The sequence below is a fragment of the Virgibacillus halotolerans genome (assembly GCF_016908515.1).
GTDB classification, from domain to species: domain Bacteria; phylum Bacillota; class Bacilli; order Bacillales; family Amphibacillaceae; genus Virgibacillus_M; species Virgibacillus_M halotolerans.
The window spans coordinates 15932-40314 of record NZ_JAFBEA010000006.1; the positions used below are offsets into that span (position 1 = coordinate 15932).

Genomic DNA, 24383 nt, shown 5'->3' on the forward strand with positions numbered 1-24383 from the left:
ACACAAGGGAGTACATTTTATGAAAAAGTTATTACTAACAGGCTTTGAACCTTTTTTGGACAATCCTATCAATCCGACAGCAGATATCACGACAGAACTGGATGGAAACGAAATCAATAACTATCAGATTATTGGGAGGGTTTTATCTGTAGACTTTCAAAAATCCGGTACTGAATTAATTAAACAAATTGAAAAACATGATCCAGATGCAGTGGTTTCACTTGGACTGGCTGCTGGGAGAAGCTGTATTACGCCAGAACGGATTGCGATCAATTGCAATGATGGTCCAACAGATAATAAGGGACACCAACCAAATGGCGAGAAGATTTTTACGGGTGGACAGGATGGCTATTTTTCGACGCTGCCGATTGCTAAAATGGTTAATAAATTACAGGAAGAAAAGCTACCAGCGAAAATATCCAATACAGCAGGAGCGTATCTTTGTAATAACGTGATGTATCATGCTTTACATTATTTTAAGCAAAATGGAATTGAGCGTCAGGCAGGCTTCATTCATGTGCCAGCATCGCACGCATTAGCTGTAGAAAAAAATATGCCCAGCTGGTCACAGGAGGACTTGCTACGTGCTGTAAAAATTGCAATCGCTTGTTTATCATAGGGTGTTGCCTCTCCGTAAATGGTTTTCTTACCGTTCTTGGCCAACCTCTGGTAAAATAGGTAGCGGAGAGGATTAAGTCGCCAAAGAAACATAGATTGCTCATTATAATGGTATTGATTTTGTTTATCTCATTTTTTAACAACGGGGTTTTATGATCGAAACGAAGGCGAATAAACAACAGCATAATTGATTAACGGAGGAAAGCATACATGACAAAAGATATTAAATTAATCGCATTGGATATGGATGGAACATTGTTAAAGGACAATCAAGATGTTTCAGAGCCAACAAAAGAAGTAATTAAAAAGGCGCTAGCAAAAGGAATTCACGTTTTGTTAAGTACTGGAAGGTCAATCGATACGTGTTATCCTTATGCAGAAGCATTAAACCTTAGCTCCTATCTTATTACAGCAAATGGCGGAGAAATCTATACAATGGAAAAGGAATTGTTGGATCAACATCTGCTCCCTACCGAGACAATCGAAAACATGTGGAACCTCGGGCAGGAAACAGGCGTCGACATGTGGATGATTGCTACAGATGGTGTTTATCGGAATGATTCACCACCACAAAACCTTAGCGATCATCAGTGGCTGAAATTTGGCTGTAATACGACAGACCAAAATAAGCTCGATTTTATGATTAAAGAACTTTCCCATATGGAAGGATTGGAGCTTACAAACTCGTTACCGACGAATATCGAGGCAAATCCAGCGGGTGTTAGTAAAGCTGCAGCATTACAATTTGTTTGTAAACGAATTGGTATTACCATGGCTGAAATAATGGCTGTTGGTGACAGCTTGAATGATATAAAAATGATTCAAGAGGCGGGCGTTGGTGTTGCAATGGGAAATGCACAGGAAGCAATTAAAAACGTTGCTGATTTTGTTACGGATACAAATAATAATGACGGTGTTGCAAAAGCAATTGAACATTTTGCATTGTAAGAGAGGAGCAGCTTCACATGAATGTGAGGCTGTTTTTTTATCGCTGTTTGGCCGCACTCAATGAAGCTTCATTTTATGTATAATAACGCATGGAATAGACTATACTAATAGTAGGAAATATAGTGTGAAAGATTTATCTTAAAAGCATATAAAATGGTTGAACAAGTTATGATGACCATGATATAATCATAAGTTTACCTAAATACCTTCCATTATGAAGCGAAAAGAGGTATAATGGGGGTAGTATGAAGAAGGGGGATGCTATCATGTCATTTTCTCGCGGACCAAAAGAGCCAGTTCCTGAAGTGGACACAAAAGTATGGTCATGTACGAGTGACGATTGCCAAGGATGGATGAGAGAGTCATACAGTTTTGAAGAAGAGCCAAAATGTCCACTATGTGAATCTTCGATGATTCAGGAAGTCCGTGTACTCCCGGAATTAAAGTAATAGCAATTATTTAGAAACACATCAAGAAATGAAACTATACGATGATAATAAATGATTTATAAGAGGATGATGATGTCAATCTGACATCATTTTTAATTTGACGCTGGGTGGATGATGCGCCAGCGTTTTTTCATTTCAAAATATAGTTTCGACTTAGAAACACGTTGATCCATCCTGGATCAACGTGTTTTAATTTTAGAGTTGACAAATTGGATTAATTATTTGAATACTTCAGATTTCACTGATATACTTTGAATGTAAATGGGAGGCGTTTACTTCAGTTCAGTTGTAAACGTTTACAAAGAGGAGGAATAATGTTATGCGATATGAAAATCCGAATACAGAAGGTTCATTGGTTCATTTTAAACCACGTTATGATAATTTTATTGGTGGTGAATATCGTCCGCCAGCAAGTGGAAAATACTTTGATAATGTAAGCCCAGTTACCGGTAAGGTTTTTTGTGAAGTAGCCAGATCAAACAAGGAAGATGTGGAGGCGGCAGTCGATGCAGCGGACAAGGCCAAGGATACTTGGGGGAAAACGTCAGTTGCAGAACGCGCGAATATTTTAAATAAAATAGCCGATCGGATCGAAGAAAATTTAGAGACGCTGGCAGTTGCGGAAACATGGGATAATGGTAAAGCAGTACGGGAAACATTGGCAGCAGATATACCGCTCGCAGTGGATCATTACCGGTATTTTGCTGGAGCAATCCGTGCACAGGAAGGCGGTCTTAGTCAGATTGACGATGATACAGTGGCATATCATTTCCATGAGCCATTAGGTGTTGTTGGACAAATCATCCCATGGAACTTTCCCATCCTGATGGCAACGTGGAAATTGGCACCAGCATTAGCTGCTGGTAACTGTGTCGTATTAAAGCCTGCGGAACAAACGCCAGTATCGATTCATATATTATTGGATCTGATTCAGGACCTTTTACCACCAGGTGTCCTCAACATTGTCAATGGTTTTGGAGTTGAGGCAGGAAAGCCTTTAGCAACAAACAGCCGTATTTCTAAAGTAGCATTTACCGGAGAAACAACAACAGGCCGGTTGATTATGCAATATGCTTCAGAAAATATCATTCCTGTGACATTGGAGTTGGGCGGTAAATCACCGAATATATTCTTTGATGACGTAATGGATGAGGATGATGGTTTCCTTGATAAGGCTGTGGAAGGATTTGTTATGTTTGCCTTGAATCAGGGGGAGGTTTGCACCTGTCCATCACGCGCACTTGTTCACGAATCGATTTATGATAAATTTATGGAACGGGTTATCGAACGGGTAAAGCAAATCAAAATAGGTCATCCACTTGATACCGAAACAATGATGGGTGCACAAGCTTCAGAAGAACAAATGGAAAAAATTAAATCCTACCTTGATATTGGAAGACAGGAAGGGGCTGAAGTTCTGATTGGTGGTAATGTAAATAAGCTTGATGGAGATCTTGAAACTGGTTATTATATTGAACCTACAATCTTCAAGGGAGATAATAGCATGCGTATTTTCCAAGAAGAAATATTTGGACCAGTACTTTCAGTCACAACATTTAAGGATAAAGATGAGGCAATGGAAATCGCCAATGATACATTGTACGGTTTAGGTGCAGGTGTTTGGACGAGAAATGTGAATACAGCCTATCGGTTTGGACGTGGTATTCAGGCTGGTCGTGTATGGACGAACTGTTATCATCAGTATCCAGCACATGCGGCTTTCGGCGGTTACAAAAAATCCGGAATTGGAAGAGAAAATCATTTAATGATGTTGGATCACTATCAGCAAACGAAAAACCTATTGGTTAGTTATAGTGAAGAAGCGACCGGTTTATTTTAGCAGTTAAGAAAGTATAGCTACTTTCTACTGTATTAAGGCAACGAAGGCATTCGCCATTAAAAGCTTGGTGAATGCTAAGCTTACTAATCTTTTCGATTATCAGGAAAGGGTGTAAAAAATGGTTGAGCGTGTAACGGCTACTGATGAAGCTTTAAACCTAATTCATTCTTTGGAAGAAATGCATGGTCCATTAATGTTTCATCAGTCTGGCGGTTGTTGTGATGGAAGTTCTCCGATGTGTTTTCAAAAGGGAGAGTTTCATGTAGGCGACTCAGATGTTTTGCTTGGTGAAATCGGTGATGCATCATTTTATATGTCAAAGGATCAGTATGAATATTGGAAGCATACCCAGTTAATTATTGATGCGGTAAACGGTCGGGGCGGCATGTTTTCATTGGAAGGTCCTGAAGGGAAGCGTTTCCTGACGAGATCACGCGTATTTACTGCAGACGAGCGAACGGCATTAGCGGAAGTTGAGCAATAAGATATCAAAGATCGTCAAATCTCTTATTTTGAGGGATTTGGCGATTTTTTTTCTAAAAAGAACATATTAACATATATATATATAGAAAGCAGTAAAAGATGAACACTGAGAATTGATTCACCTCTTGCTAGGATTATTCATAAATTAAATAAAGATAAAAAAACCTGATCCAGATACATTTTTACTTATATCTGGGTTTTGATCGCACTTACGACGTATAGGATATAGTGTAGATAGTGCTATTATCTTGGTTTCTGGAGCTTGCTGACATTATCATCAGTCTGAAAAGGGGGGTATTAGTACTACCCGGAGATAAACTGTATACAAAGGATGTGTTCAATTGTCAATTAAAAAATATTATTACGTTAGCGGGAATACAGCGGAAGGGCTTGTTAACTTTTTACCATCAAATGTAACAGGGTTTGAGCAAATAGTTATATTAAAACATCCATCGGAACAATTGAAAACGGATGTTTTAAGAGGTGTTATTAAACGATACGAAAAAACATATGATCTTGAAATTATGCTTAGCTCAATAAGTGGTCAATACTTGGAAGGGATTATCATTCGAGAGCGATCGATGGCAATCATCATCGATCATGTTGCAATACCTGATCTAAAAGCAACAGTGGAAGTTGATTTGTCATTATTTTTAGCAGAGCAGAAAGTACTTCCTATCGAAAATGAGCGTTTTCACCAGGCATATAATAGCTTTTCCGCTGGTCTTCGTATCCACGATAAACTGGAAGCAATATACGTTAATGAAATGGACTTTGCAAAGGCAGATCAACTAGCAGACCAGTTTATTAGGGAGCTGTTGAAAGAACAACCAAAGCGAAAGAAAAAATCCCATGTTTATCGTCGTTTATTTGGTACAAACACTACAGAGGGTGTCGTAAATATTGTTCCACAACTGATTGAAAGTCTTTCCCATGTTTATCATTTAAAAGGCCGAGCGGGAACAGGAAAATCCACATTTATGAAAAAAGTTCTAGCAGCCTGTACAGATTACGGATTTGATGTTGAATTATTCCATTGCAGTTTTGATCCCCATAGTATTGATATGGTACGCGTACCTGAGCTCGATTTCTGTATCTTTGATAGTACAGATCCCCATGAAATTGTTCCAAGACGAGAAGCGGAAAAAATCATTGATTTGTATAAAGAAACAGTGGAACCCGGAACAGATGAAAAATATGCCAAAGAGATTCAAGCGATTCACAGCAATTATAAATCCTATATGAAACAAGGTATTCGGCAACTAAAAGAAGCGGGTGAGATCGTAGAAAAACAAGAGCAACAATATGCGTACAGTGATAAAGAAAGAGAAAAAATCATTGAATTTATCATGGAATTTCACGTGGAGTAAATCTTTTACTTGAAATTTTTTTGGATTTGTTGTAGAATTAGTTAACTGAAAATTAAGATAGGACAGGGAGGTTAAAGGATGGTAACAGTAAAAATGCTCAAGCCATATTATATAAAAGCAGATGCTGATTATGTGCGCGTGATTCTAGCTTATCAATATTTCTCTGTAATTATTAATCAAAAAGTATACCAGTTTATACCAGTTGAAGCGAAAGAAATACGTATTGATCGTTCGACTCGTAAGGTAAAAAACCTTGATGCTAATTTTGCCTTCCAAAAAGACAAAGATGTTGTATATGTCAGTATGTCAGAACTAATTTCTCTTCCTGATTTTATCGAGCAATTACATGCTATTGCCGAACCATATTATAAAAAAGATACCGTAAATACAAATGATACAAAAGATGATAGCGCAGTCATTATTGATGAATTAGAACAAATGAATTTAAAAAGATTGATCGATAAAGCGTTGGATGAAAGAGATCAAGAAGCATTTCATCGACTCGTAGAATTATTATAACAAAGTTGTGGATACTAATTTTCGATGACTTTTTCTGTACAAAATAGAAGCATTGTCTGCTCGTTAGGATGGTGCTTCTTTTTATTTACTTTTAGTTCGTTATAAAGTTCTTTTAACCCTTTATAAAAACTGGATTATCGATTATACTATACCTAAAAGTTCTATTTAAAGAACAAATTAAATTCAATACTTGGGGGTGGGTGAATTGAAAATGAAAGTTAAACAGCTAAAACCGTACCATATTAAAGCAGACGCAGATCATTTATACGTAATTGTTTCACCATCTTATTTTACCTTACTGATTAACAGGGAAGAGTATCAGCTGGATCCAACAAAGGCGAAGGAAATTATCATTAAACGAAGAGATAAAACGATTGCAAATCTGAACGTAGAATTTACCTTTCGAAAAAATAGCGAGCTAATCTACATAACAATGGGTGAGCTCATGAAGATACCTGATTTTCTAATTATATTGGCAAAGATTGCAGCACCTTTTTTTATAGACGATACTGCAACAGATGATGGTTTAATTGAAGATGAAGTGGTTATTGGAGAATTAGAAAGGTTAAATATTAAAAGATTGATTGATAGATCATTGGATGAGCGGGATGAAAAGACCTTTTATCATTTATTAACATTGCTTTAGATAAACGTAAAAAGGTCTATCCACATCATTGGATAGACCTTTTTATTACTTTTTAAGCTTTACTAAAATATCGGTAACCTTTTTAGCGGTATAGGTGCTACCACCTTTATCTTCCGTTCCTTCAACCATCATTGCAATAAGGATATCCTGATCATCCGTTGGATACCCAACAAACCAGCCATTTTCTTTGCCGGATTCTCCACCTGTTAGCTTCAATTCTGCCGTTCCAGTTTTTCCAGAAATGGAAAGCTCATCCTTTTTTGCTTTTTTCGCTGTCCCTTTTTCAACAACATCTTTTAAGGCCTTTTTGATGATATCTGCATTTTCACTTGAAATTAAATCCTTTTGCCAAATCTCACCTGTTTTCTCACTGGTAAGTAGTGTAGGTTTAACCATATTTCCATCATTCAGGAAAGGTGTATAAGCTAATGCTAAATGCAGGGAGCTCATCTCCAATTGACCTTGCCCATAGCTTGAGTTGGCGAGTAAAACTTCATCACTGATTTTTCCATCAGAAGATACGTTGGAAGCAGTAATCGGGTACTCATAAGGGAGTTTCTCTCCAAACCCGAAATGTTCCATTCCACTGACAAAAGCATCGCTACCCATGTTAACAGCCTGCATTGCAAAGTAAATATTATCTGAACGGATTAAAGCATCGTAAAGATCTACTGGATCACTTGATTCAGATACACGACGAACTTTGTAATCTCCCCAGCCTTTTCCATTACTCCATGTCAGACCATTAATTTTAATGCCCTCATCCGGCTTAATGGTGCCATTTTCCAACCCGATCGCCGCAGTTATTGGTTTAAGTGCGGAACCAGGGGCAAACGTTGCTTTGAAACGATTAAGTAGTGGTTGCTTTTCATCGTCTTGCAATTTTTCCCACATATTTGGTGTGGTGCCATATAAAATTTCATTCGGATCAAATGATGGACTGCTGACAAGTGCTAATGTCTCTCCGGATTTTGGATCAATTGCAGCTGCCGTACCAGTGTCACCATCATAGGACTTATAAATCTTCTCCTGTATATTCACATCGATTGTAACCGTAATATTTTCCCCGTCTTTCACAGGTTTCTCAGCTAAGACAATTTCATCATCGTCTTTAGAAACGATGATCTTTGCTCCAGGTTCTCCTTTGAGTTCCTTTTCATACAACTGTTCCAGTCCTCTTTTTCCAATGATGTCATTCGCGCTATACATACCAGGATCTTGTTTTTCAAGTTCCTCTGCATTGATTTGGCCAACATACCCAACTAATTGTGCAGCAGCCTTATCTTCAGGGTAGATGCGGCCGGTTACTTCTTGACCTGTAACGCCATCAACTTTCCAGAGTTTATCCAGCAGGCTTTCATTTGTTTTAGGAATTTTTTTCAATGGGACAAATAGGTCAGGTTCAACCCAATCTGCGTCTATTGCTGAATCAATTTGTTCAGTAGAAAGCTGAAGCAAGTCTGCAAGTTTCTTTTTAGCCTGTTTCGGATTATCCCCGAGTTTCTCAGGAACTACGCCAATTTCATAGACAATATCATTGATTGCCAGCGGCATTTGATTGCGGTCAAGTATGTCCCCACGTTCTGGGGATTCGGATTCGACACTAATTTCTCCGCCATCTTTTATTTCTGGAAATAGAAAGCCTGGATCCCATTCTACAAACCAATTCTTGTCATCTTTTTCTCCTTCTTGAATAAGTGTGGCTTCATAATCGAAGGTAATCGGTCCTGCAAGGCTTTCCATTTCAGCAGTAAAAGGAATGGTAGCTTCACCGGAATCCATTGCCGCCTCCAGATCTTCTTCATTTAATTTTTCAAAGTTAATCTTTAAATCTGAAATGTTCAAGTCCTCATAAATTTTTCCATAACGATCAATTGAATCTTCTTTTGCATACGTGTTTTTTGCTTCAGAAGCAAACATGTCATACATTTTTTCAAACTTAAGCTCGTTCCATTGTTTTACGAATGTATCAAAACGTTCGTTTGGCGTTGCTTCATCTTTTGCTGAACATGCGCCAAGAAAAACGATTAGAATAACGAACATTGCCATTATCATTTTTTTCATTAAGAAGCCCCCCTCTTAAATAATAAATCATCTCTTTATCATACCATTAAAAAGTATAAAATGATAAAAGTCACACTGCATCTATGGATTTGCAGGTGACTTTTATCTCCGTGGCGTTACCTCGCTTCCATATGGTCTTTAATCTCGGTTGTAATCCGATTAAATTCACCGTCAGGTACTACATAATACCAAACGCCATTGATCGTTTGACCGTCTCCATTAATTTCCATTGTTTTGGAGTTTTTGCGTGTTCCGCGGTAATCACTGAACAATGTTTGCATATTATCCTTATCCAGATTTGTTTTCACATTACCGCCTAAAATATTTAATATGTCGCCAACTTTTGTAATATTGTTGAAGCTGGCACCTTTATCTATGGCAGCTGTTAGCACCTCACGTTGACGCTCATTACGCCCCATATCACCACGTGGATCATTTTTACGCATGCGGATGTATTTCAATGCATCCTCACCACTTAGCGTGATATTTCCTTTGGAGAAACTTGCACCGTCTTGTGAAAATTCCTGTGTATTATTAATGGTGACACCACCGATGGCATCGATACCCTGTTGAAATCCTTCCATGTTAACCCTTGCGTAAAAGTGGACTGGTAAATCAAATGCTTCTTCAACTGTTTGTACAGATAATGCTACATCACCGAATGCATACGCATGGTTGATTTTATCCATCCCTCGTCCAGGAATATTAACATATGTATCTCTAGGGATACTTAGCATGGTCATTGCATTTGTTTTCGGATTGAGCGACATTAGTATCATGGTATCGGAACGCCCCTTATCACCCTCACGTGCATCCACACCGAGTAATAAAATGTTAACGGAATCATTATTTTTAAATAGCGCGTTTAATTCTTTTTGATTATCTCCTTCCAATGGATCGTGCATGGTTGCAATAGTATCTCCTACTTTATCCCATACATAATAAATATAGCCACCTATAATGAGAACAAAAGCTAGAATAATTCCACCAACCCAAAATGGCCACTTTCGTCTTTTCTTATGTCTTTTATCTACTCTGGAATTCACTTGTATGCTCCTCTGTCGAATATTCGCAAAAAAGTACGCAATTTGCTAAAAATTATTAAATCTTGCATAAATTATAACGGAAATGATGCTTTTCGTCTATGAAGTTTAAAGTTATTCTTTAGTCTTTTTCCGAAACAGGGGTTGCCGTAATGATGTAACGGTCGGGCGCACTGCCGATGTAAGAAAATGGATAACAGGTTGTCACGGTTAAAACCTCGTCCGGACTAGTAGGCGAAATAATAGTCAGATCGTCTGCTTTGACGATTTCGGTATCAACGATTTCGTAGGAAAATTCGCCATGTGGCAGTTGAATCGTCATGATATCCCCAAGCTCTAATTCGCCCATTCGTCGAAACACTGTATCACGGTGGCCGGATAAAACAATTTGATCGTTCTGTTGCGGATAGGCCGTTCCCTTATAATGGCCGACACCTTTTTCCAGATCATCTTCATCTGTTCCTTCTACAATTGGCAGATCTGATGCAAGACTTGGAATATGGAGAATACCGACAGTCTCTCCCATGCCAGGCGAAAATGATTGAGCAGTTTCTTCTGTTTCAGCAGTTGCTCCACCCGTTTTATCTATGTTTTCTTTATCACTTAATAAAGCCTGTGCCTCTGCCAGACTGGTATTTTGTGCGTTTTCAGTTTTAAACCACTGGTAGCCGCCAAATCCTAAAAGGCATAGACCGGCAATAATGAGCAGTGCAGATAATTTTTTCATAGGAAAAACTCCTCAGTTTCTTTACCAACTAGTATATAGAATATTGGAGAATAATTAAAGTATTTATGAAATTAATCTTACTAAGTTGCACGATAACTAGGTTATTGTTCTTATTAAGGAACAAAAAATATCTGAATCTAAGTGATATATAGATAATCAGAGGTAAATCGAGTATTTTGTTCTTTATAATGTATAAACGGCTTAATTTGAAGGTTTTCAAAATAGGAGTAATGTCCTATACTTCGATTATGTTGTTCGTTATAGGGAACGAATGAGAGTTTGAAAGAACGATGCGTGGAATGATCTACATAATTGGAAAGGAGGAAATTCAGTGACCAAATAACATATCAAGCGATACACCTCCATTCTAGCGGAGAAAAGTGATTTGGTAAAGTACAAAACATCTCGGACTTCAAGAAAACAGCAATAGAAGTTATTTCGTTCTTCAAAGGCAAGAAAAAATCAAAAATACAGGGGGAAACAAAATGAACTTGAAGAAAAAATTAGGTATGGGCGTAGCAACAGCAGTATTAGGAATTGGATTAATTGGTGGAGGAACATTTGCTTATTTTAGCGATACAGCGGAAGCGACGGCTGATTTTGCATCTGGAACGTTAGATCTAGCGGTAAACCCAACTCAGATTATTAAAGTAGATAATTTAAAACCAGGTGACTGGATGAATCGTACGTTTAAACTAGAAAACAACGGAAGCCTTGATATTTCCAAAGTATTGCTAACGACATCTTATGATAATGAGGAATTTGCAAAACATCTCAGAGTTAACTTCCTGCAAAATATAGATAAAAGTGGCCTTGTTCAACCGAATGATATTGTTTATTCTACAACATTAGATCAGCTTAAAGGAACTGCACCAGATGCAGTACAAAAGAAAATTTGGTCCTTTTTCGGTGAGAAAAGTGGGTTAAAAGCAGGTACAACAGATGATTTTTATGTGCAATTTGAATTTGTTGATAGTGGCGAGGATCAAAATGAGTTGCAAGACCAATCCATCACACTTGAATGGACGTTCGATGCGCAACAAACTAAAGGTGAAAAAAGATAATTCAACATAGAGGAGAAGAAAATCCTTTCTTCTCCTTGTTCTATTTTAAAAAAATAGTGAAAGGAGTCTACAAATGACTATAAAAAAAAGATTAATAACGGGAATGGCTACTGCCGCAATTGGTCTCAGTCTAATCGGTGGCGGAACATACGCCTACTTTAATGATACGGAAGTGACCAACAATACTTTTGCCAATGGCATGCTCGATCTTGGCATCAATAAAGAATCTATTATTGAAATAGGGGATCTTGTTCCAGGGGACACTATTCTCGGTAGTTTTGAGTTAACAAATGATGGGACTGTCGATATGAAAGAGGTCATTTTAAACACCGATTATGAAGTAATTGATCAAAAACCCACAAATAATGGGGATGATCTTGGGGATCATATTCAGGTGAAATATCTAAACAAAGTTCACGGTAAAGAAGAACTTGTACATCAACAGACGTTATCAGAACTGAAAAAGAATCCTGTCCGGGTATTAAAAGAATTCCCGGCAAAAAGTAAAGCAGAAAAGTATACTGTCAAATTTGAATTTATTGATGATGGTGGAAATCAAAACCACTTTCAGGGAGACGAATTAAAACTGATATGGGAATTCGAGGCTGTTCAAAGAGATGGTAAACTAAATTTTGATAATTAGGTGGAAGGGGAATCTTCCTCTTCCGGTCCTTATAAATATTCAAAAGCGCAAAACGTAATTTCTGCGTTTTCGAATATTTATAATAGCTACTAACTTATTTTGAAAGGTGGAGATTGATTTTGCGAAGTACACGATTGAATAAATTTAAATTAAAAAATAAAGGATTGATCATCTTGTTAAAAGTAGTACTTGTTTGGTATGTAGTCCTTTTTTCGACCAGTTATTTAACGTCAACTACGGCAGCAAACTTTACTACAACCAATCAAACGGAAAACGTAATTAGGATCGGAGATTGGGAGGAACCGGATGGTAGTCTATTGAAATTTGTAAAGAAAGGCAATCAAAATATTAAAGCATGTGACCAATCTGTTGAGATGAAGGTAACGTTAAAAAACACTGGCACTGATATGAAAAGTGATAGTACGTATGAAGTGTACCATGTAGAAAATGGAAACCCGGAAAAACAGGGCACGAAGGTCAAACTCGATGAAGATAAGGGGAATATTCAAGCGGTTCAAAGTGGGAATACGATTGAACTGGTATATAAAACAGATAAACCGGGAACCTATGTGTTTTTGGCAAATCAAAGTAATGATGATTTAAAAGAACAGAAAACATGGAGTGAGTGGATCAAGGTTCATTGCCCTTCTGATAGTAAGCCAAAGAATACGGAAGAACCAAAAGAAAAAGTGAAGGAAACGAACAAAGAAGATAGTACGTCTAAAGAGGTAAAGCAGGAATCGGAGGAACAACAGACGGGGACAAATGAAACGGAGAAAAATATAGAAAAAGATACAGAAAAAGAAAATCCGGAAAAGGTGGAAAAAGAAGACGAAGATAAACAGGACGCAGCGAAAGAAAAATCAGCCAAGGAGAATAAAAAAGAGGGAAAAACAGAAATGAAGGCCAAAACAAACGGGGAGTCAAAATCGGAAGTAAAAACCAAATCAGATGATAATGAACAGGAGAGTGAAGAAGAATGAAGAAACGTAAAGTGATGAAGTGGTTGAATCGAATGGTAACAAGTATCTTAATGGTATTGCTCATAGGAGTTGCGTTGTTAGTGATATCTACAAAGCTTTCCGGAGGAGAACCTGAAGTATTAGGATACCAACTAAAAACGGTTCTTTCTGGATCGATGGAACCGGGTATCCAAACCGGATCCATTATTGCTGTTCAAAAAGTGACGGACGGTTCAAATTTCAAAAAGGGTGATGTCATCACTTTTATGGAAGAAGAAAATAAATTAATCACGCACAGAATTACTGATATTACGGAAACTGGAAATGGTGTGCTCTACACGACAAAGGGCGACAACAATAACGCGGCAGACAGAAATCCGGTTTTAGCAGAAAATGTGGTGGGTGTATATAGTGGCGTTACTGTTCCATATATTGGTTACCTAATAAGCTTTGCCCAATCGCCGAACGGGGCCATTGTCTTTCTGATATTCCCTGGTGTGATCATGCTTGGCTATGCTGGTTTTACAATCTGGCGTGCACTTAGAGAATTGGAAGATAAAGATAAAACGAAAATAGCCGAGGCAAAGTAAGTAATATAATCTAATACGAGGAAGATGCTTATGAACACCAAAAAAGTAAATCTATTCATCATCAGTTTGCTGACGGCATTGGTATATCTCAGTGTGGTAAATCTATCTAGTGCGTCAGCACAAGGAGAAATCACTCTCGACATTATGCCAGGTGAAGTTTTATTTGATGTAGATAACATGAAGCCTGGCGATTGGGCACCAAGAACGGTTGTCGTACAAAATAATGGTTTACAGGAATTTAGTTATGCTACGACATTGCAGCCGGATAAGCAATCAATGAAATTGTTTAATGAATTACTGCTTGAAGTGGAAGACGCTCAGGGAGAATTATATAATGGCAAACTTGCAGATTTTAAGCAACTGGAATCAAGAAGTCTAAAACCTGCTAAACAGGAAGAAATTGACTTTACTGTACGCTTTCCTACGCATTTAGGAAATGAGTTTCAGGGATTAGATGCCAAGTTTACACTTTTTTTCAGTGCAGAAGGGAGCGATAATAGTAAGGATGAAAAAGCGATCAGCGGTACGATTAGTGGTGATGATGGAGGTCCCGGAGCAAGTGGGAGCAGCGGATCAGAACTCCCCGCTACAGCAACAAGTGTTTTTAATATGATTCTCGTCGGTGCGCTTTTGTTAGCTGGCGGTGGATGGTTAATCCGATACAATCGATGTAAAATGAACACCTGATAGAACTTACCTTGATACTAAAGCTGTAATCAGGGCAACTTTTTTAGTGAAAAAGGAACTAGTTGGTCTCTCGATAAAAGATGTGACAGGAATCGCACATTTTGATTTTCCTATTCTACAAAACTAGAAGCAATAAGCCAAAACAAGACACCCTTTAAGGCAGTATTATATAGTATGATAGTCATAGAAAAGACAGGACGACAAGCAGATAATCTGAGAAGAATAATGGGGGACGATGACGTGGAAAAAGTAACTGAAATTATTGCCTTAGACTGTGAATGGGTTATATTGATGAAAGAAGCAAAAGTACAAGGGATAACAATAGAAGAAGTCCGGCTATTTCTAGCAGGGACGGAGGAAGCGGCAAAGTGAATGAAAATTTATCTGTTAGGAATAGAAAGCATCACCTAAAATGTGATATAATGCGCTGTGAAAGAAGGTGATGGACTTGATTGGTGAAACCATAAAAAAATTACGTCAAGACAAGAAGATGTCTATATCTGAATTAGCTGAAAAGGCTAATGTTGCAAAGTCGTATTTAAGTTCAATCGAAAGGGACCTGCAATCAAATCCATCGATTCAGTTTATTGAGAAGATAAGTAATGTTTTGGGCGTTTCTGTGAACGATATCATTAATGAGAAAGATTCACAGAGTCTGGAAGAACTGGATGATGAATGGCTGAAGATTGTACAAGAGGCAATGGATTCCGGTGTTACGAAAGAACAGTTTAAAGAGTATCTGGCGTTCAATAAATGGAGAAACAAGCAGGAAGACTAGGAAAAAACCGTTAGCGATGTAATGCTCACGGTTTTTCTCGTATGAAAGCCTATAAGTAGTAGAAAAAGACAGCAAGGTGATTGATACATGGGTAAATATTTGTACTGGTTATTGGCTATATGCTGGATAGGGGTTATTTTCTATGCTTCCGGTCAGCCTTATGAAAAACAGGATATAAAACCATATTTATCTGGAAAGCTGGATCTTTCTTTCATGGAACCGCTATTAGGATGGACTTCATTCAGCTATAATCACGCTGAAGTAAGTGTAGTCTCGCTAGGTATAAATGGATTTATTGAATTTTTCATTCGAAAAGGAACGCATGTCGCTGTGTTCTTTCTTTTATTATGCTTTTTTTATATGGCATTAAAAAAGGCGTGCACGATCTCATTAATTCCTGCTATCTCCATTTCATTTTTCCTTACCGTTGCATATGCTACTTTAGATGAGTTTCATCAAGGATTTACGTCGAATAGAACTGCGTATATTGGTGACGTTTTTATAGACAGCTTTGGAGCCTTATTGGCGGTCTTTTTACTGCTGATGATCCACAAAGTAAAAATTAAATGACAAAAAGAATGAAGAAATGTTTTTATTCGACTAAAATTTGATATATAATATAAAGTACGATTTCATATCCATCGTGTTTGTTATACAAAACAAATGGTAGAGAAGGGTGAAGAGAATGGGCGAGCAGGAAAGATATAAAGTGATGCTGGAAAAGTTAATTGCTGATACAGAAAATGAAAAAATACAATCTTCAGAGGAATTAATCCAGTTGTTAATTAACGAACTTAAAAGCAATACAAGTATGGAAGCTACGTTTTAGAAGAAATGCAGCATTTTTTCATGTGAATGGAAAAGGTTGAGAGGATTGATCTAATGGTAAGTAACACGGCCATATATATTAAAAATGCAAAAGTTTTCACGGAAGAAGATATTTATGTAAATGGTTCATTATTGCTTGAAAATGGAAAAATAAAGTTAATCGCTAACCAGGCCTTATCTGACTTGCCTAATGATGTACATATTATCGATGGGGCAGGTTTAAATGTCATTCCAGGTTTTATTGACGGACATATTCACGGTGCAAATGGTGCAGATGTCATGGATGCGACGGAGGTCGCTCTTGATACAATGGCACAGATTTTACCAGCGGAAGGTACAACGAGCTTTCTGGCAACAACGATTACACAGTCACCGGAAAATATTGAAGGTGCCTTAATCAATGCAGCCAATTATCAAAATAAACCAGGACAGGCTGAAATGATTGGACTGCATTTAGAAGGACCTTTTATTGAAAAAGGCAGGGCTGGTGCACAGCCTATCCAATATATTATGGAACCAGATATCGAGCAGTTTAAACAATGGCAAAGTTTGTCAGGTCATAAAATCAAAACAATTACGATGGCCCCTGAACATGATAATAACGGTTCCTTCATAAATTATTTATATCAGTCTGGTGTGAATGTCTCTGCAGGGCATACAGCAACCGACTTTACGGGAATGAAACAAGCTGTTGCGGCTGGGGTGAGGCAAGTAACCCATTTATGTAATGCAATGTCAGGTATTCATCATCGTGATATCGGGGTAGTTGGTGCAGCATTTAAATTGGAGAATTTACGTGCTGAACTAATTGCGGACGGTATTCATGTTTCGCCTGAAATGCTTGAGCTGATTTATACGAATATGGGTAGTGAACGATTGATTTTAATTACCGATGCGATGCGTGCGAAATGCTTGCAACCTGGGAATTATGAACTTGGTGGACAGCCTGTTAAAGTTACAAAGGACCGGGCAGTTTTGGAAAACGGGACGTTAGCTGGAAGTATATTGAAAATGCATGAAGGTGCACAGCAAATGCTTCAATTGCCAGATGTATCGATAAAGAATATTATTGAGATGGCTTCCATTAATCCGGCAAAACAGGTTCATGTTTTTCAACAAAAAGGAAGCATTGCGCAAGGTAAAGACGCGGACGTGCTACTTGTTGATGATGCATTAAATATTAAGTACACCATTTGTCGTGGTGAAATTGCTTTTGAAGAGGAGTAAGAAAATGAAAATTATTAAAGTGAAAGATTATGCAAAAATGAGTGAAGAAGCGTGCTCTATCGTCGTAAACAAGCTTCATCAATTAGAAAATCCTATATTTGGTTTAGCCACAGGTTCAACACCAGAAGGTTTATACGAATGTCTAATTGAAGAATATAAACAAAAAAGAGCCTCATTTAAAAATGCAACAACTTTTAATTTAGATGAATATGTTGGTTTAGATAAAAATGATCCAAACAGCTATAACCATTTTATGAATGAAAAGTTGTTTAATCATGTTGATATTTCCAATGAACAAACACATTTGCCAAATGGTGCTGCCGAAGACTTAGAGAAGGAATGCAGTGATTATGAGGCGCTAATCCGTGAAGCGGGATATATTGATTTACAAATACTGGGAATTGGAACAAATGGTCATATCGGATTTAATGAACCTGGCACTTCTTTTTCAAGTAGAACCCAGGTGATCGATCTGGATGAATCTACCCGTAATGTAAATGCTCGATTTTTTAATTCATTGGATGAAGTTCCAACGAATGCCATTACAATGGGAATTGAATCCATTATGGAAAGCAAAGAAATTGTCTTATTAGCTTCCGGTGAAAATAAGGCAGAAGCTATCGCACATTTAATTGAAGGTGAAGTAACAGAAGATTTCCCTGCGTCTATCCTGCAAAAACATGCTCATGTGACAGTTATTGCGGATGAAGCGGCATTATCAAAAGTAAAAGCATAATTTGAGAATAAATGAAAAATCCATCAGACATTAGTTGCTGATGGATTTTTTTACCAATAAAGAAAGTATGAACGAAGGACGTTATCCAATACGTGTCGATCCAGAAATATACTCCGCTTTCCGCGGGCTTGCACTGAGTCTCCTCAGAAAAGAAGACCACTTTTCTTGCGGGGTCTCAGCGACTACGCTTTTCCTGCAGGAGTCTACGTATATTTCTTAAGCTTTGATGATAGTTAGTTCTTAGCAGTTATCTATCCTTGTATGATTAAAAAAGTAAACAAAGAGAAAATCCTCGTTTTTTCTTTTTAGAGAAGAAAGGTTACCTTAGGTTACTCGTGATGGAAGCAGAAATTCGCGACGTCCTGTACGTTGAAAATTCCCACTGAATGAAGTTCACTTTATATCAATTTAGGTTTCCGGCGTTTTATCTGTTTCGATATAAGCAGTATCTTTTTCCTCAATAATTGCTGTATCGCTTGTTAAATCTACTATCCAGTCCAGGAATTTTTGTTCTTCGCCTATTTTTACATATACGATAAATTCGACTTTTTCTAGATAATTTATTGATTTTAGTATATGATCGGAAGTACGTAATACGTTTTCAAGCTTCCCTAACAATGTATAGTCAACCGTAATGGAATATCCTTGCATACGTTGGCGATTTACAACACCTGTCGTTTGTATGGCTTGTGATGTGGTGTTTCCATAAGCGCGTATGAGTCCTCCCGCACCCAGTTTAATACCTCCAAAATACCTCGTAACAACGACGGCGGTATCCTTTAAATGCTGCTTCTTTAATACTTCTAATATTGGTACACCTGCAGTACCGCTGGGCTCACCATCATCGTTTGCTTTTTGGATTTGGTCATTTTCACCAATCATGTAGGCGGAGCAATTATGTGTCGCATCATGATGTTTTTTCTTGATTTCTTGGATGAATGCTTGGGCAGCTTCCTCAGATTCTACACGTTTCACATAACCAATAAAACGGGACTTTTGTATGATTATTTGATCAGAGCCTTCTTTTTTCACTGTGAAATAATTAGATAACATATTGATTTTAACCTCCTAAAGGGGCATTATAGTAGATAGTACTACATGTTTGACAGCTTTTTGATCGTAAGTAGCAATAACTTGAAAAAAATTCCTTTAAGTGTGTACAAAGGCCCTATAAAAAAGTAACAATTTTACGTATAATTATAACATAGGTTGGTGGAAAACGATGGCACAAAAAGTTACCGAGCATGCATTGGATTATGTCATTGATGAAATGATAGAAGTTGTCGAAAATAGTAAAGATGAAATTTTTAATATTAGTGAAGAAGCACGTAGTGAGCATGGATACCTTGCTAAGGAGTTAAAGGAAACGAAAGAAAAGGTAATTCGTCATATTGATAATGGGGATAAGCTTGAACAAAAAGTCAAATTTTCCAGACAACGATTAGCGGAAGTGAGTAAATTTTTCGATCGTTATGGAGAAGATGAGATTCGAACTGTTTATGAAAACACGCATGCGATGCAAACAAAGCTCGCTATGATTCAGCAAGAAGAAAAAATACTTCGCGAGAAGCGGGATGATTTAGAAAGAAGATTGGTTGCTCTGATTCACACTATTGAACGGGCAGAAAGTTTAGCAAGTAAAATTTCGGTTATTCTTACTTATTTACATGATGATTTTAGACAAGTAAATGAAATGATTGAGGAAGCAAAGGAAAAACAGGAGTTTGGTTTAAAAATTATTGAAGCACAGGAAGAGGAGCGCAGGAAGATTTCACGGGAAATTCACGATGGACCTGCTCAAATGCTTGCGAATATCTTGCTTCGCTCAGAACTTGTTGACCGATCCTTCCGTGGGGGAAATGTGGACCAGGCACTCATTGAAATAAAAAGTGTCCGACAGATGATCCGCACTTCTTTATATGAAGTCAGACGAATTATCTATGATTTGCGTCCAATGGCGTTGGATGATTTGGGACTGATTCCAACCATTAGAAAATATGTTGGGAATATTGCAGACTATAACAATACCACGGTTGAATTTACGGCGCTTGGCGAAGATCAGCGGTTACATCAAAAATATGAAGTCGCATTTTTCCGTTTGGTTCAGGAAGCTGTACAAAATGCAATAAAACATGCTGAAGCGTCGCTCATCCAAGTGAAATTGGAAATCTGTAAAAGTTACATAACCATGATCATTAAAGATAATGGCAAAGGCTTTGACCCATCAATGAAAAAAGATAAGTCGTTCGGACTGATTGGAATGAGGGAACGAGTAGAAATGCTTGAAGGGAAACTGAGTATTGATTCTGCGGTGGGGAAAGGAACTTCTATTCTCATTAAAGTTCCGCATACAATTACAGCATCATAAAAACAGATTATCGAGTTATTGATTAGCATGGGGATTCTGAAAAATAACCTAGGAGGAACAAAATGATGAATAGCGAAAAAACGATCAGTATTGTTTTAATTGATGACCACAAACTGTTTCGGGAGGGTGTAAAACGCATCTTGGAGTTTGAACCAGCATTTAATGTGTTGGCCGAAGGAAGCGATGGATCAGAAGCCTCAAAACTAGTGAGAGAAAATGAACCGGATGTTGTTTTAATGGATATTAATATGCCGGATATGAATGGTGTAGAAGCAACGGCAAATCTGGTAAAATATTTTCCGAATACAAAGGTTATTATTCTATCAATACATGATGATGAAAGCTATGTAACACATGCATTGACAACTGGTGCACAGGGATATCTATTAAAAGAAATGGATTCAGATTCTTTAATTGAAGCGATTAAGGTTGTAAATGATGGTGGCTCTTATTTGCATCCAAAAGTAACGCACAATTTGGTGCGAGAGTATCGTCGATTAGCGCAATCGAAAACAACAAATGTGATAGATAGCAGTATTGAATATACGAAACCATTGCATATTCTTACCAATAGGGAATGTCAGGTATTGCAATTAATAGCAGATGGAAAAAGCAATCGTGGAGTGTCCGAGTCCTTATACATCAGTGAAAAAACTGTTAAGAATCATGTAAGTAATATTCTACAAAAAATTAATGTGAATGACCGTACCCAAGCAGTTGTAATGGCTATCCGCAATGGCTGGGTGGAAGTGCTGTAAGGCTGTTTTATAAAAGATTGTTACAATTTAGCCCGCGGCCCGAATACACTTCGCTTTCCGCGGGTGACCCGTGTGCCTCCTCGAACTTCGTGAGGTCACTGAAAAAGTTAAATATAGCACTAAAATATGCGGATCTACCATCGCATCTTCGAATACACTGCGCTTTCCGCGGGCGAGTGTCGAGTCTCCTCGGACTACCGTCCTGCGGGGTCTCGTCGATCTCTTACTTCCCGCAGGAGTCTCCGTATATTCGAGATGCTAGGTGAAGATAAAAAGACAAGATTTTTAAAATCTACCACTTTTTCAGTGGCCTTCTTCGTTCTGTGGGGTCTCACTCTGGCCACTATTCCCGCAGGAGTCTACGCGTATTCGTTCCGCTCAGAATGTCTATAAATGAAGGCTTACGAGCAGAGAAAATATGTGATACTACTAATGACGTCGGCTAAAAAAGGTCACGTCCTGGCATAAGTCCTGAGGAAAGTGAACTTATTTCTGACGCATGGTAAAGACTGAGTAACAACACACTATAAGAAAAGAGCCCATCGTAACATAAGATTATTTTGCCCTGATACATGGTTGTACCAGGGCTTTTATTTAACCTTTTTGCAGGAGATATAATGCATTTTTGGTTGGTTTCATGTAATATATAGTGTGTATTCATCTGCTTGTTGATCGACTTTAGATTGGAGAGAGTTATATATGAAAATTGCTGTGATGTCTGACAGTACGGCATATATCCCTAAGGATGTACGGGACAAGCATCATATTCATATGGTCCCGCTAAGTGTCACGTTTGAAGATACGACTTATCGAGAAGAAATAGATATTTCTACAGAAGCATTCTATCAAAAGCTAAGAGATGCAAAGACTTTACCCAAATCCTCACAGCCGTCCATTGGTGAAGTAACAGCAAAATTGAAGGAATTGGCAAAGGATTATGATGCGGTGATTTCCATTCATCTTTCCAGTGGTATCAGCGGTACTTTTCAAACAGTGGCAAGCGCGGGGGAAATGGTGGAAGGAATTGACGTTTATACGTATGACAGTGAAATCAGTTGTATGCCACAAGCTTATTATGTTTGGGAAGCTGTGGAGATGGCACGTGCAAATAAAACGCCAGATGAAATTATCCAACGCTTAGATGAAGTGAAGCAAAGCATGCGTGCCTATTTCATGGTGGATGACCTTAGTAACCTTCAACGAGGAGGGCGCTTGAACAACGCACAGGCAATCCTTGGCAGCTTATTGCAAGTGAAACCAATTTTACACTTTGTAGATAAAGTGATTGTACCATTTGAGAAAATCCGTACAAGGAAAAAAGCAGTTCGACGGATCATGGAATTGCTTGAAGAAGAAGCAAACGGGGGAGATAAACTCCGGGTCGCATTTATTCATTCTAATAATGAACAGGCAGCGATTGAGCTCCGTGAGGAATTCAACGAGAAATTCCCAACCACAGAAACAACCATCGCGTATATTGGACCGGTGATTGGAACGCACCTGGGCGAGGGAACGATTGCAGCCGCCTGGTATAAGGTTTAACTGCTACCAGCCATCCGGTTGGTAGCTACATCTTTATCCTCGAACAAAAAATAAAGGAAGAATGTGAAAACATGGACATAAAAAACACCTCACATGACAGTCCTCCATTGGAAATCTACGCGCGACAATTTTCGGGAAAACTCCTTTTACGAACAGAAATCCTATTAGATGAAAACACTTTTCAGCAACTCCTCTCATTACATTTATTTACACCTGTCCAATCGATTAAAAGAAAAAAGTTTACGTATCAATGTCAACGCTGTGGTAACCAAAAAAGATCATTATTTGCTACATTACCCCGCACGTCTGGTAAGAAAATCCTCCACTATTGCCGTAACTGTATTGAAATGGGACGTGTCATCGATTCCGAACCACTATATTATTGGACTGGAAAGCCTGTTAAATGGCTGGAACATGAAGCCCCTTGTACATGGGATGGGCAGTTGACGGCAGCCCAGCAACGTGCTGCAGATCATATAGTTAACGCTGTGAACAACCATCAACAAGAGCTGTTAATATGGGCGGTTTGTGGTGCGGGAAAAACGGAAATGCTTTTTCCAGGAATGGCAACAGCATTATCTGCAGGAAAACGTATTTGTATTGCCACACCAAGGGCAGATGTAGTGCGTGAACTGATGCCTCGTCTACAAAAGGCATTCCAACATGTTCCTGTTCAAGGATTATATGGCGGTAGCAAGGACCGAGCTGGAACCGCACAAATCATTATTGCCACTACCCACCAATTACTTCGTTATCGAGAAGCTTTTGACTTATTAATCATCGATGAAATTGACGCCTTCCCTTTCCATGCGGATGCATCCTTACCATTCGCAGCCAACCGCGCTAAGGCGCCCCAACACACGACAATCTACTTAACCGCTACCCCAAGGCAGGAACAGCGCAGGCAAATGGTAGGAAATAAACTTCCACACATATTTGTGCCCATTCGTTTTCATGGTCACCCTTTACCAGTGCCAACGATGAAGATGAGTTTTTCCCTGAAAAAAGAATTGCAGAAAAGTGAAGTCCCATTAGCACTGATGAAGTGGCTTAAAAACAGAAAGCATCAAACGCGTCAATTATTGATCTTCGTACCAACCATCCAGTTAGCGGATAACATGAGGGATCAGCTTTTTGTCCGGTTTCGAAAGGAAGGGTTAATCAAATCGACCAATGAGTTGGCAGCTGTTCATGCACAGGATCCAGACCGTACGGAAAAGGTGCAGGCTTTTAGAAAAAAGGATATCTTGATCATGATTACGACCACGATTCTAGAAAGAGGTGTGACGTTTCCCTCAGTGGATGTTGTTATTTTAGATGCGGGGCATGAAGTCTTCGATGAGGCGGCACTCGTACAAATCGCTGGAAGAGCCGGCAGGAGTCCAGATGATCCAACTGGGGAAGTGGTCTTTTTTCATGATGGTAGAACGGATGCAATGGTTGAGGCAGTTGATTCGATTCGTTTAATGAATAAGCGGGGAGGGTTTCACTAA

The 24383-nt window shown here is 38.4% G+C and carries 27 protein-coding genes; 23 read left to right on the top strand and 4 right to left on the bottom strand.

Annotation, left to right across the window (positions count from 1 at the left end):
• The first annotated feature begins 19 nt into the window (after nucleotides 1-19).
• The 8 genes from JOC34_RS14125 to JOC34_RS14160 all read left to right on the top strand — a co-directional run bounded on the left by JOC34_RS14125 (nucleotide 20) and on the right by JOC34_RS14160 (nucleotide 6873).
• Nucleotides 20-619 (top strand): pyroglutamyl-peptidase I, encoded by a 600-nt coding sequence (locus JOC34_RS14125; RefSeq protein ID WP_205137421.1) that lies wholly within the window; start codon nucleotides 20-22, stop codon nucleotides 617-619.
• Between the two features lie 209 nt (nucleotides 620-828).
• Complete coding sequence (locus JOC34_RS14130) at nucleotides 829-1566, top strand: Cof-type HAD-IIB family hydrolase (protein WP_205137422.1); 738 nt, start codon at nucleotides 829-831, stop codon at nucleotides 1564-1566.
• A 266-nt stretch (nucleotides 1567-1832) separates the two neighbouring features.
• The gene (locus JOC34_RS14135; RefSeq protein ID WP_205137423.1) at nucleotides 1833-2015 is read left to right on the top strand and encodes a cold-shock protein; all 183 of its coding nucleotides are present in this window, start codon (nucleotides 1833-1835) and stop codon (nucleotides 2013-2015) included.
• 319 nt (nucleotides 2016-2334) lie between these two features.
• Nucleotides 2335-3855 (top strand): aldehyde dehydrogenase, encoded by a 1521-nt coding sequence (adh, locus tag JOC34_RS14140; protein WP_205137424.1) that lies wholly within the window; start codon nucleotides 2335-2337, stop codon nucleotides 3853-3855.
• A gap of 118 nt (nucleotides 3856-3973) precedes the next feature.
• Complete coding sequence (locus tag JOC34_RS14145; protein ID WP_205137425.1) at nucleotides 3974-4339, top strand: DUF779 domain-containing protein; 366 nt, start codon at nucleotides 3974-3976, stop codon at nucleotides 4337-4339.
• 340 nt (nucleotides 4340-4679) lie between these two features.
• On the top strand, nucleotides 4680-5708 hold the full coding sequence (locus JOC34_RS14150; RefSeq protein WP_239544442.1) for a hypothetical protein: 1029 nt from the start codon (nucleotides 4680-4682) through the stop codon (nucleotides 5706-5708).
• A gap of 78 nt (nucleotides 5709-5786) precedes the next feature.
• The gene (locus JOC34_RS14155; protein WP_205137426.1) at nucleotides 5787-6227 is read left to right on the top strand and encodes an IDEAL domain-containing protein; all 441 of its coding nucleotides are present in this window, start codon (nucleotides 5787-5789) and stop codon (nucleotides 6225-6227) included.
• A 205-nt stretch (nucleotides 6228-6432) separates the two neighbouring features.
• Nucleotides 6433-6873: an IDEAL domain-containing protein gene (locus JOC34_RS14160; RefSeq protein WP_205137427.1), complete on the top strand. Its 441-nt coding sequence runs from the start codon at nucleotides 6433-6435 to the stop codon at nucleotides 6871-6873.
• Between the two features lie 45 nt (nucleotides 6874-6918).
• On the opposite strand, the gene JOC34_RS14165 is transcribed toward JOC34_RS14160, so the two are convergent.
• From JOC34_RS14165 to JOC34_RS14175, 3 genes are all read right to left on the bottom strand, one after another.
• Entirely contained in the window at nucleotides 6919-8937 is a 2019-nt protein-coding gene (locus tag JOC34_RS14165) for a penicillin-binding transpeptidase domain-containing protein (protein WP_205137428.1), read from the bottom strand.
• A gap of 116 nt (nucleotides 8938-9053) precedes the next feature.
• Nucleotides 9054-9983 carry an LCP family glycopolymer transferase gene (locus JOC34_RS14170; protein ID WP_205137429.1) on the bottom strand — a complete coding sequence of 310 codons (930 nt, stop codon included), beginning with the start codon at nucleotides 9981-9983 and terminating at the stop codon, nucleotides 9054-9056.
• Between the two features lie 118 nt (nucleotides 9984-10101).
• Nucleotides 10102-10707, bottom strand: a complete 606-nt coding sequence (locus JOC34_RS14175; RefSeq protein WP_205137430.1) for a class D sortase — start codon at nucleotides 10705-10707, stop codon at nucleotides 10102-10104.
• A 485-nt stretch (nucleotides 10708-11192) separates the two neighbouring features.
• Between JOC34_RS14175 and JOC34_RS14180 the strand changes: the two genes are divergently transcribed.
• The 11 genes from JOC34_RS14180 (at nucleotide 11193) to nagB (ending at nucleotide 18222) form a co-directional block, all read left to right on the top strand.
• Nucleotides 11193-11771: a TasA family protein gene (locus JOC34_RS14180; protein WP_205137431.1), complete on the top strand. Its 579-nt coding sequence runs from the start codon at nucleotides 11193-11195 to the stop codon at nucleotides 11769-11771.
• A gap of 73 nt (nucleotides 11772-11844) precedes the next feature.
• Nucleotides 11845-12414, top strand: a complete 570-nt coding sequence (locus JOC34_RS14185) for a TasA family protein (RefSeq protein WP_205137432.1) — start codon at nucleotides 11845-11847, stop codon at nucleotides 12412-12414.
• A 119-nt stretch (nucleotides 12415-12533) separates the two neighbouring features.
• Nucleotides 12534-13397: an amyloid fiber anchoring/assembly protein TapA gene (tapA, locus tag JOC34_RS14190; protein WP_205137433.1), complete on the top strand. Its 864-nt coding sequence runs from the start codon at nucleotides 12534-12536 to the stop codon at nucleotides 13395-13397.
• Nucleotides 13394-13966, top strand: coding sequence for a signal peptidase I SipW (gene sipW / locus JOC34_RS14195; RefSeq protein WP_205137434.1), 573 nt, complete (start codon nucleotides 13394-13396; stop codon nucleotides 13964-13966). The genes tapA and sipW overlap by 4 nt, the downstream gene beginning before the upstream one ends.
• A 30-nt stretch (nucleotides 13967-13996) precedes the next feature.
• On the top strand, nucleotides 13997-14653 hold the full coding sequence (locus JOC34_RS14200; protein WP_205137435.1) for an LPXTG cell wall anchor domain-containing protein: 657 nt from the start codon (nucleotides 13997-13999) through the stop codon (nucleotides 14651-14653).
• Nucleotides 14654-14893: 240 nt separating this feature from the next.
• The gene (locus JOC34_RS14205) at nucleotides 14894-15025 is read left to right on the top strand and encodes an anti-repressor SinI family protein (RefSeq protein WP_338062682.1); all 132 of its coding nucleotides are present in this window, start codon (nucleotides 14894-14896) and stop codon (nucleotides 15023-15025) included.
• A 76-nt stretch (nucleotides 15026-15101) separates the two neighbouring features.
• Complete coding sequence (locus JOC34_RS14210; RefSeq protein ID WP_205137436.1) at nucleotides 15102-15431, top strand: helix-turn-helix domain-containing protein; 330 nt, start codon at nucleotides 15102-15104, stop codon at nucleotides 15429-15431.
• 87 nt (nucleotides 15432-15518) lie between these two features.
• Entirely contained in the window at nucleotides 15519-16001 is a 483-nt protein-coding gene (locus JOC34_RS14215) for a VanZ family protein (protein ID WP_205137437.1), read from the top strand.
• 115 nt (nucleotides 16002-16116) lie between these two features.
• Nucleotides 16117-16260, top strand: coding sequence for a hypothetical protein (locus JOC34_RS14220; RefSeq protein ID WP_205137438.1), 144 nt, complete (start codon nucleotides 16117-16119; stop codon nucleotides 16258-16260).
• A gap of 53 nt (nucleotides 16261-16313) precedes the next feature.
• Nucleotides 16314-17486, top strand: a complete 1173-nt coding sequence (gene nagA, locus JOC34_RS14225; protein ID WP_205137439.1) for an N-acetylglucosamine-6-phosphate deacetylase — start codon at nucleotides 16314-16316, stop codon at nucleotides 17484-17486.
• A 4-nt stretch (nucleotides 17487-17490) separates the two neighbouring features.
• Nucleotides 17491-18222 (top strand): glucosamine-6-phosphate deaminase, encoded by a 732-nt coding sequence (gene nagB, locus JOC34_RS14230; protein ID WP_205137440.1) that lies wholly within the window; start codon nucleotides 17491-17493, stop codon nucleotides 18220-18222.
• Nucleotides 18223-18630: 408 nt separating this feature from the next.
• On the opposite strand, the gene JOC34_RS14235 is transcribed toward nagB, so the two are convergent.
• The gene (locus JOC34_RS14235; protein ID WP_205137441.1) at nucleotides 18631-19275 is read right to left on the bottom strand and encodes a YigZ family protein; all 645 of its coding nucleotides are present in this window, start codon (nucleotides 19273-19275) and stop codon (nucleotides 18631-18633) included.
• Nucleotides 19276-19444: 169 nt separating this feature from the next.
• Between JOC34_RS14235 and JOC34_RS14240 the strand changes: the two genes are divergently transcribed.
• The 4 genes from JOC34_RS14240 to JOC34_RS14255 all read left to right on the top strand — a co-directional run bounded on the left by JOC34_RS14240 (nucleotide 19445) and on the right by JOC34_RS14255 (nucleotide 24383).
• Entirely contained in the window at nucleotides 19445-20590 is a 1146-nt protein-coding gene (locus tag JOC34_RS14240) for a sensor histidine kinase (protein ID WP_205137442.1), read from the top strand.
• A 65-nt stretch (nucleotides 20591-20655) separates the two neighbouring features.
• Nucleotides 20656-21348 carry a response regulator gene (locus JOC34_RS14245; protein WP_205137643.1) on the top strand — a complete coding sequence of 231 codons (693 nt, stop codon included), beginning with the start codon at nucleotides 20656-20658 and terminating at the stop codon, nucleotides 21346-21348.
• A gap of 699 nt (nucleotides 21349-22047) precedes the next feature.
• Complete coding sequence (locus JOC34_RS14250; RefSeq protein WP_205137443.1) at nucleotides 22048-22890, top strand: DegV family protein; 843 nt, start codon at nucleotides 22048-22050, stop codon at nucleotides 22888-22890.
• 71 nt (nucleotides 22891-22961) lie between these two features.
• Nucleotides 22962-24383, top strand: a complete 1422-nt coding sequence (locus JOC34_RS14255; protein ID WP_205137444.1) for an ATP-dependent helicase ComFA — start codon at nucleotides 22962-22964, stop codon at nucleotides 24381-24383.